We start from the raw sequence: 15,384 nt of genomic DNA, 5'->3' as shown, positions 1-15,384 counted from the left end.
ATCCAATAAAAAGATAAAATATGGAGGTTTTAAGATATGGAAAGTTATAAACAGGAATTTATTGAATTTATGGTAGAAAGCGATGTGCTTAAGTTTGGGGAATTTACACTGAAGAGTGGAAGAAAATCCCCGTTCTTTATGAATGCAGGGGCATATGTTACAGGGTCTCAGTTAAAGAGATTGGGAGAATATTATGCGAAAGCAATTCACAGCACCTACGGGGATGATTTTGATGTTTTATTCGGACCTGCATACAAGGGGATTCCGCTTGGAGTTGTAACGGCGATTGCTTATAGTGAATTGTATGGAAAAGAGATCCGCTATTGTTCTGATCGTAAAGAAGAAAAGGATCACGGTGCAGATAAGGGAAGCTTCTTGGGAAGCAAGCTTAAGGACGGAGACCGCGTAATTATGATTGAAGATGTGACGACATCCGGAAAATCCATGGAGGAGACCGTTCCGAAGGTAAGAAATGCGGCAGATGTAGAGATTGTTGGTCTGATGGTGTCTTTGAACCGCATGGAAGTAGGAAAAGGTGGAGAAAAATGCGCGCTTGATGAAGTGAAGGAACTGTATGGATTTGAGACGGCTGCAATCGTGACGATGGAAGAAGTTGTAGAATGCCTCTATAACAAAGAATGCAATGGAAAAGTTGTGATTGATGATACATTAAAAGCAGCAATTGACGCATATTATGAACAGTATGGTGCGAAATAGAATCTGGAGGATGTAACATGAATGAAAAAGCATATAAAGTCATGACATTTGCAGGGGCAGTCAATATTGCGGTTGGGATTGTAATATCCGTAATCGGAGTGGCGGCAGGAGTGCTTACCATTATTAGTGGTGCGCGCTTGCTGAAGGAAAAGAAGGGGCTGACTTTTTAGGAAGCTTAAAATTGGGAAAGGGTGCTGAATGATTGAACGCAAAGAAAAGAAAAAGAATCCGTATCCTTGGTAAGATATTGTTTGTGCTGTATGTGATTTTTATCATATATTTTCTGATTTTTTCAGACTGGTACGGACGCACCGGCGAAATGCAGGAATACCATTATAATCTTGAACTTTTTAAGGAAATCAGAAGATTTTGGGAGTATCGGGATCAGGTAGGAATGTTCGCGATGTTCACAAATCTGTTTGGGAATGTGGTGATTTTCGTGCCGTTTGGTTTTTTTATGCCGATGGCAAGCAGATATAGAAGCTTCTTTTCTACCGTATTTTACAGTTTTGGATTGAGCCTTTGTGTAGAAACTTTTCAGCTTCTTACGAAAGTGGGAAGCTTTGATGTGGATGACCTGCTTCTCAATACAATTGGAGGACTGGTCGGATATTTGATTTTCAGCATGTGTGCGGCTGTAAGGAGACGACATGATCATAAAAAGAAAACCAAAAACAGAAGAAGATAGAGCAAAAGCACTGATCAAAGAGCGTGAAAAGAGAAGAAAGAAAATGATTCGTACCAAGTACGGACAAGCACCGCTGAAGCATGCGAAAAAGGGAGTGTATTCCTGTATCTATGCAGTGGTTGTTTTTCTGCTTTTGCTTCTGATGATGATCCATTCTTATATCAGCAAAGGAGAAGTGGGGCTTCTGATGGGATTTGCAGGACTTGGTACCCTGGCGTTATCCGTGATGGGGCTGTCACTTGGTATCAGAGGAAGAAAAGAGCGGGATAAAAATTATATTACATGCAAAGTAGGAATTGCAGTACATTCTGTGTTCTTAGCTGGGCTGGCAGCATTATTTATCAGGGGGCTGTTTTAAATGATTGAAGAAAGATATGAACTTGCGGTGGAAAGAATCCGCGTGATGCAAAGTGAGAATACGGTGCCGGAGAAATACAGGGATTATTTTCATCAGATGGCAGCGTTTGTACAGATGATTGATGAACTGAGAACGCAGCTTCTAAAAGGGAGCTACCAGCAGGCAGATCAGAAGGAGCTGGCAGCGTGGAATGAGAGACTTTACCGGGATATTTTGGGCGAAGCTTATGAAACCAGTTATGCAAATCCGGCTTATGCTGTTCGTATGCTGGGCGAAGGCTATGGGCAGATATTGAGCTTTCTTTATACAGAACTTCGGGGAGCGATTGTTTATACATTTGAAGGAAAGACGGAATATCTGGATATTCTGTTTGAATTATTAATCGAGGTTTATAATCAGTTTGAAGGAGAAAAGGTGCCGGAAGAAAGTGCGGTCAGAGACACGGTGTACTGGTATGCCAGCGATTACTGTGATGTGTTTACGGCAGATCGGATTCGGGAGCAGTTGGATCCTTTGGAATCCTTCGCAGTTGATCTGATTTTGCAAAGTGATCTTACGGATGTCCGGTATCTCTATCAGTTCGGAGAATATATCAGTGAAAATGAGTTGGGCACATCCAGGCATCTGGCTTCACTTTCTGAGGAAACCATTCAGAAGATGGCGGATGTTTACACGGAAGGATACCGGATTGGGTTTGTCAACACCGGAAAAGACCTGTCTAAAAAATCGGTGGTCAATATTCGTTATGTCCTTGGATTTGAACGGGTGATCCGCCGGGCAATCGAAAATTTCCGAAAGATGGGGCTTGAGCCGGTGATTTATCGTTCCGGGGTCAGTGTGCTTACCAAGCGTCAGCATTTAAAAGTAGGATATTATGGAGGAGTTGCCAACAAGCAGTATGAGTACGATCATAAGGATGATCAGGCATTGTTCTTAGACCGCAGATTTGCGGAACGCAAATTACAGGTGATGCAGACGGCTTATGAACATTTGAAAGATCAGGCGGCGCAGTTGGCGGGACCGGCCTGCATGGAGGTCTTCGGGGAAGAACCATTTGCGCCGGAATCAAAGGGTGAGGCTTTGAAGCTTACCAAGAAGCAGAATGAAATCATGCTTTCGTTTGACAGTCGGCAAAGCCAGATGGTCAATACCTATATTCCGGGAGATGAGAGAAGCTTTACGATTATTGCTTATCCGGTGCCGGAGATCGGAGAGCAGTATGAAGAAATTTTTGATGAGATCATCAAAATTAATACGTTAGATGCAAGTACCTACGAACGGGTGCAGCAGACGCTGATTGATGCGCTGGATCAGGGAACACATGTAAAGATTCTTGGTGCAAGCGATAACCGGACGGATCTGGCGGTGCAGCTTTATCCATTGAAGGATCCTTTAAAAGAAACCATTTTTGAAAACTGTGTGGCGGATGTCAATATTCCGGTGGGAGAAGTGTTTACTTCACCGGTTTTGGAAGGTACGAATGGAGTGCTGCATGTCAGTAAAGTGTATTTGAATGAATTGCAGTACAAAGACCTGGAACTTACATTTTCCAATGGAATGATTGCGGATTATACCTGTAAAAATTTTGAGCGGGAGATGGAGAACAAGGAATATATTCGGGAGAATGTTCTGTACCGCCACCCTACGCTGCCGCTAGGTGAGTTCGCGATAGGAACGAATACGACGGCGTATGTAGCGGCGAAGAAGTACGGAATCGAAGAAAAGATGCCGATTCTGATTGCGGAAAAGATGGGACCGCATTTTGCCGTGGGAGATACCTGTTACAGCTGGAGTGAGGATATCAAGGTTTATAATCCGAACGGAAAAGAAATTGTAGCAAGAGATAATTCTGTTTCACTTAAGAGAAAGGAAGATGTGTCGAAAGCATACTTTCATTGTCATACAGATATTACGATCCCGTATGAGGAATTGGGAAAGATTGCAGTGATCACAAAGGATGGAACCGAGATTTTACTTCTTGAGAATGGAAAATTTGTGCTTCCTGGAACAGAAATTTTAAATGAGCCATTGAAAAATACTTATAAATAAGGTAGTATTTATATGAATAGCTTATGAATGCAGGCGAATACTGAGAGAAGGAAAATTCTCAGAAGGTGCATTTAAGAAGATACAGTGAGAAAGGATGAAAAGTATGCCAAGAGTAGGAATCGTTATGGGAAGTGACTCAGACCTTAAGGTGATGAGTAAAGCAGCGGTTATGCTGGAAGAGTTGGGAATCGATTATGAGATGACAATTATTTCCGCTCACCGGGAACCGGATGAACTGATTGCGTGGACACGTACTGCTGAAGAACGGGGAATGAAAGTGATGATCGCGGGAGCTGGAATGGCGGCAGCCCTTCCGGGAATGTGCGCGGCATTATTTGCTCTTCCGGTGATTGGAGTTCCGCTGTCCGGCAAGAATTTAGATGGAATGGATGCGGTCTTTTCTATTATGCAGATGCCGCCGGGAGTTCCGGTTGCAACAGTTGCTATTGATGGAGCGAAGAATGCGGCACTTCTGGCAGCAAAGATTTTGGCTGCGTCTGACGGAGAGCTTTTGGATAAGTTGAAAGCTTATACAGCAAAAATGAAAGAAGAAGTGCAGGCCAAAGCTGCAAAACTGGATGAGATTGGTTATGAGGCATATTTGAATCGTTAATAAGGTTTGAAGAAATATCAAAGGATCACAACACAAAGGAGATAGGGTATGGATTACAAGAAAGCAGGCGTAGACATTGAAGCGGGTTACAAATCTGTGGAACTGATGAAAGAGCATGTGAAAAAGACGATGCGTCCAGAGGTGCTTGGTGGACTGGGCGGATTTTCAGGAGCATTTTCCCTTGCGAAAATCAAGGAGATGGAGGAGCCGGTTCTTCTGTCTGGAACGGATGGATGCGGAACCAAGGTAAAGCTGGCGATGATCATGGATAAGCATGATACAATCGGAATTGATGCTGTTGCTATGTGTGTCAACGATATTGCATGTGCAGGGGGAGAACCATTGTTTTTCCTTGATTACATTGCCTGTGGAAAGAACTATCCGGAGAAGATTGCTGCAATCGTAAGCGGTGTGGCAGAAGGATGTCTCCAGTCAGAAGCGGCGCTGATTGGTGGAGAGACAGCGGAACATCCAGGATTGATGCCGGAGGAAGATTATGATCTGGCAGGATTTGCAGTTGGAGTATGTGATAGAAAAGATATGATTACAGGAGAGAACTTAAAAGAGAATGACGTACTGATCGGAATGGCATCTTCCGGTGTACACAGCAATGGATTCTCTCTGGTAAGAAAAGTGTTTGAGATGACAAAAGAGTCTTTGGATACCTATTATGAAGAGCTGGGAACCACATTGGGAGAAGCCCTTCTTGCACCAACAAGAATTTATGTAAAAGCATTGAAGAATATCAAGAATAAAGGTGTAACGGTGAAAGCTTGCAGCCATATCACGGGCGGTGGCTTTTATGAGAATATTCCAAGAATGTTGGTAGAAGGAACTCATGCTGTGGTAGAAAAAGACAGCTATCCGGTACCGCCGATTTTCAAACTTCTTGCAGAAAAAGGCGATATTGAAGAACAGATGATGTACAATACATACAATATGGGACTGGGCATGATTGTTGCGGTTGATCCGAAGGATGTAGATAGAACAATGGAAGCGATCAGAGAAGCCGGAGATACCCCGTATGTAGTAGGTCGTATTGAAGCAGGAGAAAAGGGAGTCACATTATGTTAGACGTTGTGGTGCTGGTATCTGGCGGAGGTACGAATCTGCAGGCGATTATCGATGCGGTGGAGTCTGAAAGCATTACGAATACCAGAATTGTCGGAGTGATTAGCAATAATAAGAATGCATACGCACTGACAAGGGCAAAGCAGCATGGAATCCATTCGGAATGCATTTCGCCAAAAGATTATGCGTCCAGAGAAGAGTTTAATGAGCGGTTTTTGGAAAAGGTGGATGAGATGAACCCGGATTTGGTTGTATTGGCAGGTTTTCTTGTAGTAATCCCGCCGCAGATGATTGAACGTTACAGGAACCGTATGATCAATATTCATCCATCTTTGATTCCGGCGTTCTGCGGGAAAGGATTTTACGGACTGAAAGTGCATGAGGCGGCGCTTGAGCGAGGTGTGAAGGTGGTCGGAGCAACGGTTCATTTTGTGGATGAAGGAACGGATACCGGTCCGATTATTTTGCAAAGAGCGGTGGAAGTCTGTCCTGGGGATACGCCTGAGATGCTTCAGCGGCGGGTAATGGAACAGGCGGAGTGGAAGATTCTTCCGGAAGCGATTGATCTGATTGCAAATGACCGGGTGAAGGTTTCTGATGGCCGGGTAGTTATTACGGAATAGAAGGAGAGCATAAAAGATGAAAGTATTGATTGTCGGAAGCGGCGGAAGAGAGCATGCCATTGCCTATTGTGTGGCCAAAAGTGATAAGGTAGAAAAAATCTATTGTACACCAGGGAATGCAGGAATTGCAGAACTTGCAGAATGTGCCCTGATCGGAGCAATGGAATTCGATAAAATCGTTGCGTTTGCAAAGGAAAAAGAGGTGGATCTTGTTATTGTAGGAATGGATGATCCGCTTGTGGGTGGTTTGGTAGATGAGCTGGAAGCAGAGGGAATCCGTACATTTGGGCCAAGAAAGAATGCGGCAATTTTGGAAGGCTCTAAAGCATTTTCTAAAGATCTGATGAAGAAATATCACATTCCGACAGCAGCATATGAGAATTTTACAGATCCAGATCAGGCAATTGCCTATCTTGAGACGGCAAAATTCCCGATTGTACTGAAAGCGGACGGATTGGCGCTTGGTAAAGGGGTATTGATCTGTCAGAACTTAGAAGAAGCGAAAGCTGGCGTCAAAGAGATTATGATGGACAAGAAATTTGGATCTGCGGGAAATGAGATGGTCATCGAAGAATTTATGACAGGACGTGAAGTGTCGGTACTTTCTTTTGTAGACGGCAATACTATCAAAACCATGACCTCTGCACAGGATCATAAGCGTGCAGGAGATGGAGACACTGGATTGAATACAGGCGGAATGGGAACCTTTTCTCCTAGCCCATTCTATACGAAAGAAGTGGAAGACTTCTGTAACCAATATATTTACCAGGCGACAGTTGATGCGATGAAGGCAGAAGGAAGACCATTTAAAGGTGTGATTTTCTTCGGGCTGATGCTGACGGAAGAAGGGCCGAAGGTATTGGAATATAATGCAAGATTTGGAGATCCGGAAGCACAGGTAGTACTGCCTCGTATGAAGAATGATATTATAGAGGTGATAGAAGCCTGCATCGATGGAACGCTGGATCAGATCGACCTGCAGTTTGAAGATAATGCGGCGGTTTGCGTGGTTCTTGCCAGTGATGGGTATCCTGTGAAGTATGAAAAGGGACTTGAGATTAACGGTTTGGAAGAATTTGATCAGCATGAAGGATATTACTGTTTCCATGCCGGAACCTGCAAAAAGGACGGAAAGTTCTTAACGAACGGCGGTCGAGTGCTTGGAGTTACTGCGAAGGGAAAAGATTTAAAAGAAGCTCGTGCAAATGCATATGCTGCAACAGAGTGGGTAAAATTTGAGAATAAATATATGCGCCATGACATTGGAAAAGCCATTGATGAAGTATAGGAAAGAAGAATGGTAGGAAGTATATAGAAAAGAATGAAACAGATGGATCTGATAATAGGAAGAAAGCTTCGTTATTAGATCCATCTGTTTCATTTTGAGGGGTGTTTAGTAATTTCCCAGTTCTCCGAGGTAACGGTCGATTTTTTTCAGCCGTTTTTCCAGCCCTTTGGATTTGCGGCTGATCGTATCCAACAGAGATTCGCTTACAAATTGTGCAGCAACCATAGAGTTGAAGAAGGTGTTACTGTCGACGGGAACCGTCAGAAGGATGGTTGCGTATTCTGCCAGAAGGGAGTCGGACTTGTCGGTGATCACAATGATGGTAGCGCCGACTTCTTTTGCCATTTCAGCAGTAATTCTATCGGCTGAGGAGTATCGCGGGAAGCTGAAGATAATCAGGCAGTCCTCGTGGGTAATACTGCAAATGTGATCGATAGGGCTGATGCAGGCACTGCAGGTCGTCTCCACGTTGGGAACCATATGCTTCAGATATAGAAGGAAATAGTCCCCCAGACAGCTGTTCCCACGGGTGGAACAGATGTATCTGCGCTTGCTGGCAAGGATAAGATCCGCAGCGCGTTCAAAAAGATCCGCAGAGTTTTTGTCAAGCGCTGCCGTCAGATTCTTTTCCGCATTCTGAAAATGGCGATGAATATAGTCTGAACTGGAGTCGAGTCGCGCGCGTTTTGCCACGCGCTGAGCCGGTACGGTGACAGAACTTGAGATGCTCAATACTTTATCCTGATAATCCTTCCGAAGAGCCTTTTGAAAATCCATAAATCCGCTAAATCCAAGAGAGCGGCTGAAACGGATGACGGAAGATTCACTGACTCCGAGCTTCATTGCGATTTCGGTGGAGGTCATAAAACAGGCGTCGGAAGAATTTTCCAGGATATAATTGGCGATCATTTTCTGTGTCTTGGTCAGGTTGGCGGTCAAGATGATTTCTTTTAAATCACTCATATTGATACCTCCGGTTATCGCTGTTTTGCTTCAAGAAGTAATTCGTTCTTTTGCTTATACTTAGATTTAATCACGAAACAGGAAAATATGCAAGACAAATTGTAAATGCAATTGACAAAAGAATGACACAATTAAAAGTTTCGTGAAAAAAATAACTTTTATTGATTAATACTGGTATGTGTGTTAGTATAATTTTAATAACAAATGAATAATATTTTTCAAACAAATTCAAAAGATGAAGAAAATTATTCGAAATGAGATCGGAAACTATGAGATGGCAGAACAAATGAAGCAGATTACAGGAGGTATGAAAAGTGAGAGTAGGATGTGTAAAGGAAATTAAGAACAATGAATTCCGCGTAGGTATGACACCAGATAATGTAAAGAGTTATGTGAATGCCGGTCATGAAGTGTATATTGAGAAAGGTGCAGGCGTAGGCTCTGGATTTATGGATCCGGAATATGAAGAGGCAGGCGCTAAGATGATTGATACGGCAAAGGAAGTATGGGATACCGTTGAGATGATGATCAAAGTAAAAGAGCCTCTTCCGGAAGAATATCCATTGTTCCATGAAGGGCTGATCCTCTATACTTACCTTCATCTTGCAGCAGACAAACCGCAGACAGATGCCCTTCTTGATGGAAAAGTGAAGGGTGTTGCTTATGAGACATTGTATGATCCGAAGCAGGGCGGACTTCCGCTTCTTGCTCCTATGAGTCAGATCGCAGGACGTCTTTCTATTCAGGAGGGTGCAAAGTATCTGGAGAAGACGTTTGGCGGAGAAGGCGTTCTCCTTGCAGGTGTACCTGGAACTCCAAAGGCGAACATTGTAATCCTTGGCGGCGGTAATGTAGGAACGAACGCTTGTAAGATTGCTGTTGGTATGGGAGCCAATGTAACAATTATGGATATCAGTCTTCCGAGACTGGCTTATTTGGATGATTTGTTCGGAGCACGTGTTCAGACACTTGTTTCTACAGATGCTAATATTGAAAAAGCAGTGAAGGATGCAGATCTTGTTATTGGTTCTGTATTGATTCCTGGAAAAGCAGCTCCGAAGCTGTTCAAGAAGAAATATCTCAAAGAAATGAGACCGGGAGCTGTATTTGTAGACGTTGCTGTTGACCAGGGCGGATGTGGAGAGACTACAAAGGTTACGTATCATGATGATCCGATCTTTGAAGTGGATGGTGTTGTACACTACTGTGTAGGAAATATGCCAGGAGCTGTTCCGAGAACATCTACAATTGCTTTGACAAATGCTACATTAAATTATGGTCTTCAGATTGCGAATAAGGGTCTGGAGCAGGCATGTAAAGACAATGAAGTTATTTATTCTGCGATTAACACATATGATGGAAAACTTACATGCAAGAATGTTGCAGACAGTTTCGATTGCTACGAATATGTAGATATTAAAACACTTTGCTAATAAATTTTATAAAAAGAGAAATCTCTAAACTTAATTTCTTCAAAGTTGCGAAAGAAGTCCACAATCTTCGGGTTGTGGGCTTCTTGGTTTTGTGCTAATATATGTATAACAAAAGGCACAAAAGATCAAAAGAGGTGACAAAATGCTGATAGAGATTGATTTTAACAGTGATGAAGCGATTTATGTCCAGCTGCAGAACCAGATTATTATGGGAATTGCGATGGATATGATTCGTGAGGGAGATGCGCTTCCGTCAGTGCGCCAAATGGCAGATGATGTGGGAATTAACATGCATACCGTAAATAAAGCATATACCGTATTAAAACAAGATGGATTTATTCAGTTGGATCGAAGGAGAGGCGCGGTGATTGCGATTGATGCAGACAAGGCTCAGGCATTGCTTAGAATGAAGCAGCGTCTTAAGATTCTTCTGGCGAAAGGATGCTGTAAGAATATTTCCAGAGAGGAAGTGCATGCTTTAGTAGACGAGATATTTGACGAGTATAGAAAGGGAAAGACAGAATGAATTATACGGAACAGGCGAACAAGGTAATACAGACTGCGAAGAAGATTGCAAAAGAGAGAAATCATCCTTATGTGGGAACAGAACATCTTCTGCTGGGACTTCAGAAAGAGATTTCTGGTGTGGCAGGGCAGATTCTTTCTTCTAACGGAGTTGAGGAAGAGAAAATCTGGAAAGTAGTGGAAGAACTGGTATCTCCGGTGGGAGAGGAAGCGCCCCTTGGGTATCCGCAGATTAGTCCGAGACTGTCCTATATTCTGGAGGAAAGTAAAGCGGAGGCGCTTCGGATGCGTTCGGATCGGATTGGAACAGAACATTTGTTGTTGGCACTTTTGAAGGATTCAGATTCAGTGGCGGCGAGAATTCTGCTGACCCTGAATGTAAATCTTCAGAAATTATATCAGGATATTTTGGACGTGGAAGGAATTGATCCGAAGATATATCAAGAAGAGATGGCATCCGATGGCAGAATCCGAAGAGATGGCGTGCTGGAACAGTACGGAACAGATTTGACATCGCAGGCAGAACAGGGGAGACTGGATCCGGTAATCGGAAGAGACGAAGAGATCGGGCGCCTGATGCAGGTGTTGAGTCGAAGGACGAAGAATAATCCCTGTTTGGTTGGAGAGCCGGGAGTAGGTAAAACAGCGGTGATCGAAGGGTTTGCTGCCAGAATTGCAGCTGGTGCAGTGCCGGAGAGTATGAAAGATAAACGGATTGTGACAATGGATTTGGCTGGAATGATTGCGGGTTCCAAGTATCGAGGAGAATTTGAAGAGCGGATGAAGCGTCTGATTCAAGAGGTGAAATCTGCAGGAAATGTGATCCTGTTTCTGGATGAGGTGCATACGATTATTGGAGCCGGTGGTGCGGAAGGAGCAATGGATGCATCTAATATTCTGAAGCCGTCCCTTGCAAGAGGCGAGTTTCAGCTGATCGGAGCTACAACGATTTCGGAGTATCGGAAGCATATTGAGAAAGATGCGGCGCTTGAGCGAAGATTTCAGCCGATTACTGTAGAAGAACCGGATGCGGCGCAGTGCCTTGATATTTTGGAAGGGTTGTGTTCTAAATATGAAAACCACCATCGGGTAACAATCGATCCGGCGGCATTGGAAGCGGCGGTGCGGTTGTCCGGGCGTTATATCAATGATCGCTTTTTGCCGGATAAGGCTATTGATGTGTTAGATGAGGCGTGTTCCAAAGTAAGTCTTGCTGGATTTAAAGTTCCGGAGTCGATGCTGCAGCTGGAAAAGACGGTCAGCAGACTGACCGTAGATATGGAAGAAGCGATTCGGAATGGAGATATGCCGGAGGCATCTTTGCTTCGTCAGGAAAGGGAGATGGCAGAAAAGAAACTGGGGCAGATCAAGAAACGTTTTCAGAAGAAACAAGAGCAGCGGGGATTGTCTGTGCAGGAAGAAGATATTGCGGGTGTAGTGTCCCAGTGGACGAAGATTCCGGTTCAGAGACTGGCAGAATCAGAGAGTGCAAGACTTGGAAAGTTAGAACAGACTTTGCATAAGCGGGTTGTAGGTCAAGATGAGGCCGTTGCGGCCGTTGCGAAAGCGGTGAAAAGAGGAAGAGTCGGATTAAAAGATCCGAAGAGACCGATAGGATCATTTTTATTCCTTGGTCCAACGGGCGTTGGAAAGACAGAGCTTTCCAAGGCATTAGCAGAAGCCTTGTTTGGTGATGAAAATTCTATGATTCGTGTAGATATGTCGGAGTATATGGAAAAGCACAGCGTGGCGAAGATGATTGGTTCGCCGCCGGGATATGTAGGCCATGATGATGGTGGACAGTTAAGTGAGCAAGTTAGACGGCACCCTTATTCGGTGATTTTGTTTGACGAGATTGAAAAAGCGCATCCGGATGTGTTTAATATTCTTTTGCAGGTATTGGATGATGGACATATTACAGATTCACAGGGGCGGAAGGTGGATTTTAGAAATACAGTAATTATTATGACATCCAATGCGGGAGCGCAGGCTATCATCGATCCGAAGAAGCTTGGATTTAATTCGAAAGAGGATGAATCTGGAGATTACAAGCGAATGAAGAGTAATGTGATGAATGAGATTAAGTTGATTTTCCGTCCGGAGTTTTTGAATCGAATCGATGAAATTCTTGTCTTCCATCCATTGAACGGACAGCAGATGAAAAAGATCGTAGGGCTTATGTGCAAAGATCTGGAAAAGCGGGCAAAAGAACAGCTGGAAATGGATTTGGAGATTCGAGATTCTGTGAAAAAGCATATTGTGGAAACGGGAATGGATAAGAAATATGGTGCAAGACCGCTTCGCCGGGCTGTACAGAACCAGTTGGAGGATCGGCTGGCAGAAGCGCTTTTGTCTGGTGAAATCAAGCGCGGCAGTCAGATTGTTGCAAGAATGTCTAAAAAAGAAATTAAATTTGAAGCAAAGGCTACAAATTAAAAGTGCTTTGCGGTATAATAGGAACAACAAAAGAAGAACCTTAGGAGGATTATAAGAATGGCAGCAGTGAAAGAGCTTTTGAGAGCTGAAGCAGATGGAACCCTTAGTTTTGGAGATTATACGTTGGGAAGCAAGACTAAGCTGGATGGATTTGCGTTTCAGGGAGATCAGTATAAGGTGAAGACATTTTCTGAGATCACAAAGCTTGAAAAGAACGGAATGTTTGTGTATGAATCTGTACCGGGAACAGCGGTTGAGAAGTTTAAAGCGAATGCAGAATTGGTATCCTTTGTAGTGTCAGGAGACCAGGATGCACAGTTCACACTGGAATTGGAAGCGGATAGTGAATATATTGTCTATATGGATGGTGTGAATGTAGGAGACATGAAGACGAATTTAAGTGGAAAGCTGAGTGTCAGTGCAGAACTTGAATCCGGTAAAAGCGTTGAAGTTAAGATTGTAAAAAAATAGAAAAGCAATAGAAAAACGTTTTATGATTGACTGAAGGAAGGGACTGTGGCAGCAGCCCCTTTTCTCTTTATCAAATTTTGCAGATATCAGGGAGGAATTATGGCAAAAGCAAAGAAGAGTATTTTTTTCTGTCAGAATTGTGGACATGAGGAAAGTAAATGGCTTGGGCAGTGCCCGATGTGTAAAGAATGGAATACTTTTGTGGAAGAAAAAATGACGCTGTCCAAAACGGTGGAGGCGGCAAAAAGCAGGGGGGAACTGGAGGTTGTAACGCTATCCAGCGTTTCTACAACAGAGGATGAAAGGATTAAGACTGGAATTGGAGAACTGGATCGGGTTCTTGGAGGAGGAATTGTTCCGGGATCTTTAGTTCTGGTAGGTGGAGATCCCGGGATTGGAAAGTCTACACTTCTTTTACAGGTTTGTCAGAGATTGGCGGAAAACAAGAAGAAGGTGTTGTACATATCGGGGGAAGAATCTTTAAAACAGATTAAACTTCGTGCAAATCGGATGGGAGACTTTTCGGAGAATCTTTATTTGCTGTGTGAGACCAATCTTGATCTGATTCGGACGGTGATTGAACGAGAAAAGCCGGAGACTGTGATTATTGATTCTATTCAAACTATGTATAATGAAGCGGTGAGCTCGGCGCCGGGAAGTGTTTCTCAGGTTCGAGAGTCAACCAATATTCTGATGCAGCTTGCCAAAGGGATGAATATTTCAATTTTTATCGTTGGTCATGTGACAAAAGAGGGGACGGTTGCGGGACCGAGGGTTCTGGAACATATGGTGGATACGGTTTTATATTTTGAAGGAGATAGACATGCTTCCTACCGGATTCTTCGAGGGGTTAAGAATCGATTTGGATCCACGAATGAAATTGGTGTTTTTGAAATGCAGAGAAGTGGGCTGGCAGAGGTGGAAAATCCATCAGAATTTATGTTGAATGGAAAACCGGAACACGCATCTGGTTCTGTGGTCGCTTGCGCAATGGAAGGAACCAGACCGATGTTGATGGAGATTCAGGCGCTGGTATGTAAGACAAATTTTGGAATGCCAAGAAGAACGGCGGCTGGATTCGATTATAATAGAGTGAATCTTTTGATGGCGGTTTTGGAAAAGCGTATAGGACTTCCCCTTTCCGGATATGATGCATATGTCAATATTGCAGGCGGTATTAAAATGAATGAACCGGCAGCGGATCTTGGAATTGTAATGGCAATTGCATCCAGTTATAAGAATCAGCCAATTGCAGAGGACACCATTGTGTTTGGGGAAGTCGGGTTGAGCGGAGAAGTGCGCGCAGTGACGATGCCGGAACAGAGAATTGCAGAAGCTAAAAAGCTGGGGTTTAAAACGTGCTTATTGCCGGAAGTGTGTTTGAAAAGCGTTGGAAAGGTGGAAGGAATAGAGTTGATTGGTATAAAAAGCGTTGTTCAGGCAATGAAGTTAATCTAATAAATACAGATAATAAATAAAAAAACTAAAAAAAGCAAGGGTAAATAAAAATGAAATTAAAATATAAAGACAAAATAAAAAAATAAAACAAATTGCTTGACAAATAAAGCTCTTGGTGGTAGTATAAAGATAACAAATAACAGTAATGAAACGTAAGACAAACGCGAGTTGTAAACGATCAGATGTTATTTGCTTAGTAATCATCTTATAGATGTAAATCAGTGTTCAAGAAAAAGAATGTACATTCAGAATGGACGACTGAAATCTATGAAAGGAAGGTACGGACCACCAAGAATTTAAAATTTAAGTTGGAGACGTAAGAAAGAGGTAAAAAATGACAGAGCCAGTAAAATAAGGGCGGGTATCAATGGAAAAGTTGGTATCCGCTCTTATTATTAAAATAACTATATTGAAATAGTTATGAAATAGCACATGAGGAAGATACAACTAAAAAAATGGTAAAACAATACAAGAAATAGCGGTTTGGAAGAGTTGAATTGTATCAATTGTCTAAAATGAAGAAAAAATAAAAATAACATTGACAATTCAAAACATCCGTGGTAATCTAATATAGCTGTCGCGAGAGAGCGCTTCTGAGAAACGCAAGAGCGACAAAAAAAGTTAAAAAAGTTGTTGACAAGCTCGATGAAATGTGATAATCTAATATGGCTGTCGCAAGAGAGCAAACAAT

The 15,384-nt window shown here is 43.0% G+C and carries 15 protein-coding genes; 14 read left to right on the top strand and 1 reads right to left on the bottom strand.

What is annotated here, in order from left to right; all coding sequences use genetic code 11:
• The first annotated feature begins 36 nt into the window (after positions 1–36).
• The 9 genes from pyrE to purD all read left to right on the top strand — a co-directional run bounded on the left by pyrE (position 37) and on the right by purD (position 7,407).
• Positions 37–717 carry an orotate phosphoribosyltransferase gene (gene pyrE, locus WKT00_RS08680; RefSeq protein WP_101695836.1) on the top strand — a complete coding sequence of 227 codons (681 nt, stop codon included), beginning with the start codon at positions 37–39 and terminating at the stop codon, positions 715–717.
• Between the two features lie 17 nt (positions 718–734).
• Entirely contained in the window at positions 735–887 is a 153-nt protein-coding gene (locus tag WKT00_RS08675) for a hypothetical protein (protein ID WP_173814679.1), read from the top strand.
• Between the two features lie 32 nt (positions 888–919).
• Positions 920–1,405 carry a VanZ family protein gene (locus tag WKT00_RS08670; RefSeq protein WP_101695837.1) on the top strand — a complete coding sequence of 162 codons (486 nt, stop codon included), beginning with the start codon at positions 920–922 and terminating at the stop codon, positions 1,403–1,405.
• Positions 1,368–1,763 (top strand): DUF6142 family protein, encoded by a 396-nt coding sequence (locus WKT00_RS08665; RefSeq protein ID WP_340263082.1) that lies wholly within the window; start codon positions 1,368–1,370, stop codon positions 1,761–1,763. The genes WKT00_RS08670 and WKT00_RS08665 overlap by 38 nt, the downstream gene beginning before the upstream one ends.
• The gene (locus WKT00_RS08660) at positions 1,764–3,812 is read left to right on the top strand and encodes an aminopeptidase (protein WP_340263080.1); all 2,049 of its coding nucleotides are present in this window, start codon (positions 1,764–1,766) and stop codon (positions 3,810–3,812) included. It abuts the gene before it with no gap.
• Positions 3,813–3,915: 103 nt separating this feature from the next.
• On the top strand, positions 3,916–4,425 hold the full coding sequence (gene purE, locus WKT00_RS08655; protein ID WP_101695840.1) for a 5-(carboxyamino)imidazole ribonucleotide mutase: 510 nt from the start codon (positions 3,916–3,918) through the stop codon (positions 4,423–4,425).
• A gap of 48 nt (positions 4,426–4,473) precedes the next feature.
• Positions 4,474–5,499: a phosphoribosylformylglycinamidine cyclo-ligase gene (gene purM / locus WKT00_RS08650; RefSeq protein ID WP_173814676.1), complete on the top strand. Its 1,026-nt coding sequence runs from the start codon at positions 4,474–4,476 to the stop codon at positions 5,497–5,499.
• The gene (purN, locus tag WKT00_RS08645) at positions 5,493–6,119 is read left to right on the top strand and encodes a phosphoribosylglycinamide formyltransferase (RefSeq protein ID WP_173814675.1); all 627 of its coding nucleotides are present in this window, start codon (positions 5,493–5,495) and stop codon (positions 6,117–6,119) included. The genes purM and purN overlap by 7 nt, the downstream gene beginning before the upstream one ends.
• A 16-nt stretch (positions 6,120–6,135) precedes the next feature.
• A complete protein-coding gene (gene purD / locus WKT00_RS08640) occupies positions 6,136–7,407 on the top strand; it encodes a phosphoribosylamine--glycine ligase (RefSeq protein ID WP_340263078.1) in 1,272 nt (423 codons plus the stop codon).
• Positions 7,408–7,512: 105 nt separating this feature from the next.
• On the opposite strand, the gene WKT00_RS08635 is transcribed toward purD, so the two are convergent.
• Positions 7,513–8,370 carry a MurR/RpiR family transcriptional regulator gene (locus tag WKT00_RS08635; protein ID WP_173814674.1) on the bottom strand — a complete coding sequence of 286 codons (858 nt, stop codon included), beginning with the start codon at positions 8,368–8,370 and terminating at the stop codon, positions 7,513–7,515.
• 314 nt (positions 8,371–8,684) lie between these two features.
• Here WKT00_RS08635 and ald point away from each other — a divergent pair, with 314 nt between their 5' ends.
• From ald to radA, 5 genes are all read left to right on the top strand, one after another.
• Complete coding sequence (gene ald, locus WKT00_RS08630; protein WP_173814673.1) at positions 8,685–9,803, top strand: alanine dehydrogenase; 1,119 nt, start codon at positions 8,685–8,687, stop codon at positions 9,801–9,803.
• Between the two features lie 142 nt (positions 9,804–9,945).
• Positions 9,946–10,329 (top strand): GntR family transcriptional regulator, encoded by a 384-nt coding sequence (locus WKT00_RS08625; protein ID WP_101695847.1) that lies wholly within the window; start codon positions 9,946–9,948, stop codon positions 10,327–10,329.
• A complete protein-coding gene (locus WKT00_RS08620; protein WP_340263073.1) occupies positions 10,326–12,764 on the top strand; it encodes an ATP-dependent Clp protease ATP-binding subunit in 2,439 nt (812 codons plus the stop codon). The genes WKT00_RS08625 and WKT00_RS08620 overlap by 4 nt, the downstream gene beginning before the upstream one ends.
• A gap of 57 nt (positions 12,765–12,821) precedes the next feature.
• A complete protein-coding gene (locus tag WKT00_RS08615) occupies positions 12,822–13,235 on the top strand; it encodes an endosialidase (RefSeq protein WP_101695849.1) in 414 nt (137 codons plus the stop codon).
• Between the two features lie 99 nt (positions 13,236–13,334).
• Positions 13,335–14,693, top strand: coding sequence for a DNA repair protein RadA (gene radA, locus WKT00_RS08610; protein ID WP_101695863.1), 1,359 nt, complete (start codon positions 13,335–13,337; stop codon positions 14,691–14,693).
• The last annotated feature ends 691 nt before the right edge of the window (positions 14,694–15,384 follow it).

Origin of the sequence: Dorea sp. ICN-14282 (assembly GCF_037890115.1) — a bacterium.
GTDB lineage: Bacteria > Bacillota > Clostridia > Lachnospirales > Lachnospiraceae > Dorea_B > Dorea_B phocaeensis.
The sequence above is the reverse complement of the archived record's forward strand: the minus strand, read 5'-3'. Positions and strand labels throughout refer to the sequence as shown.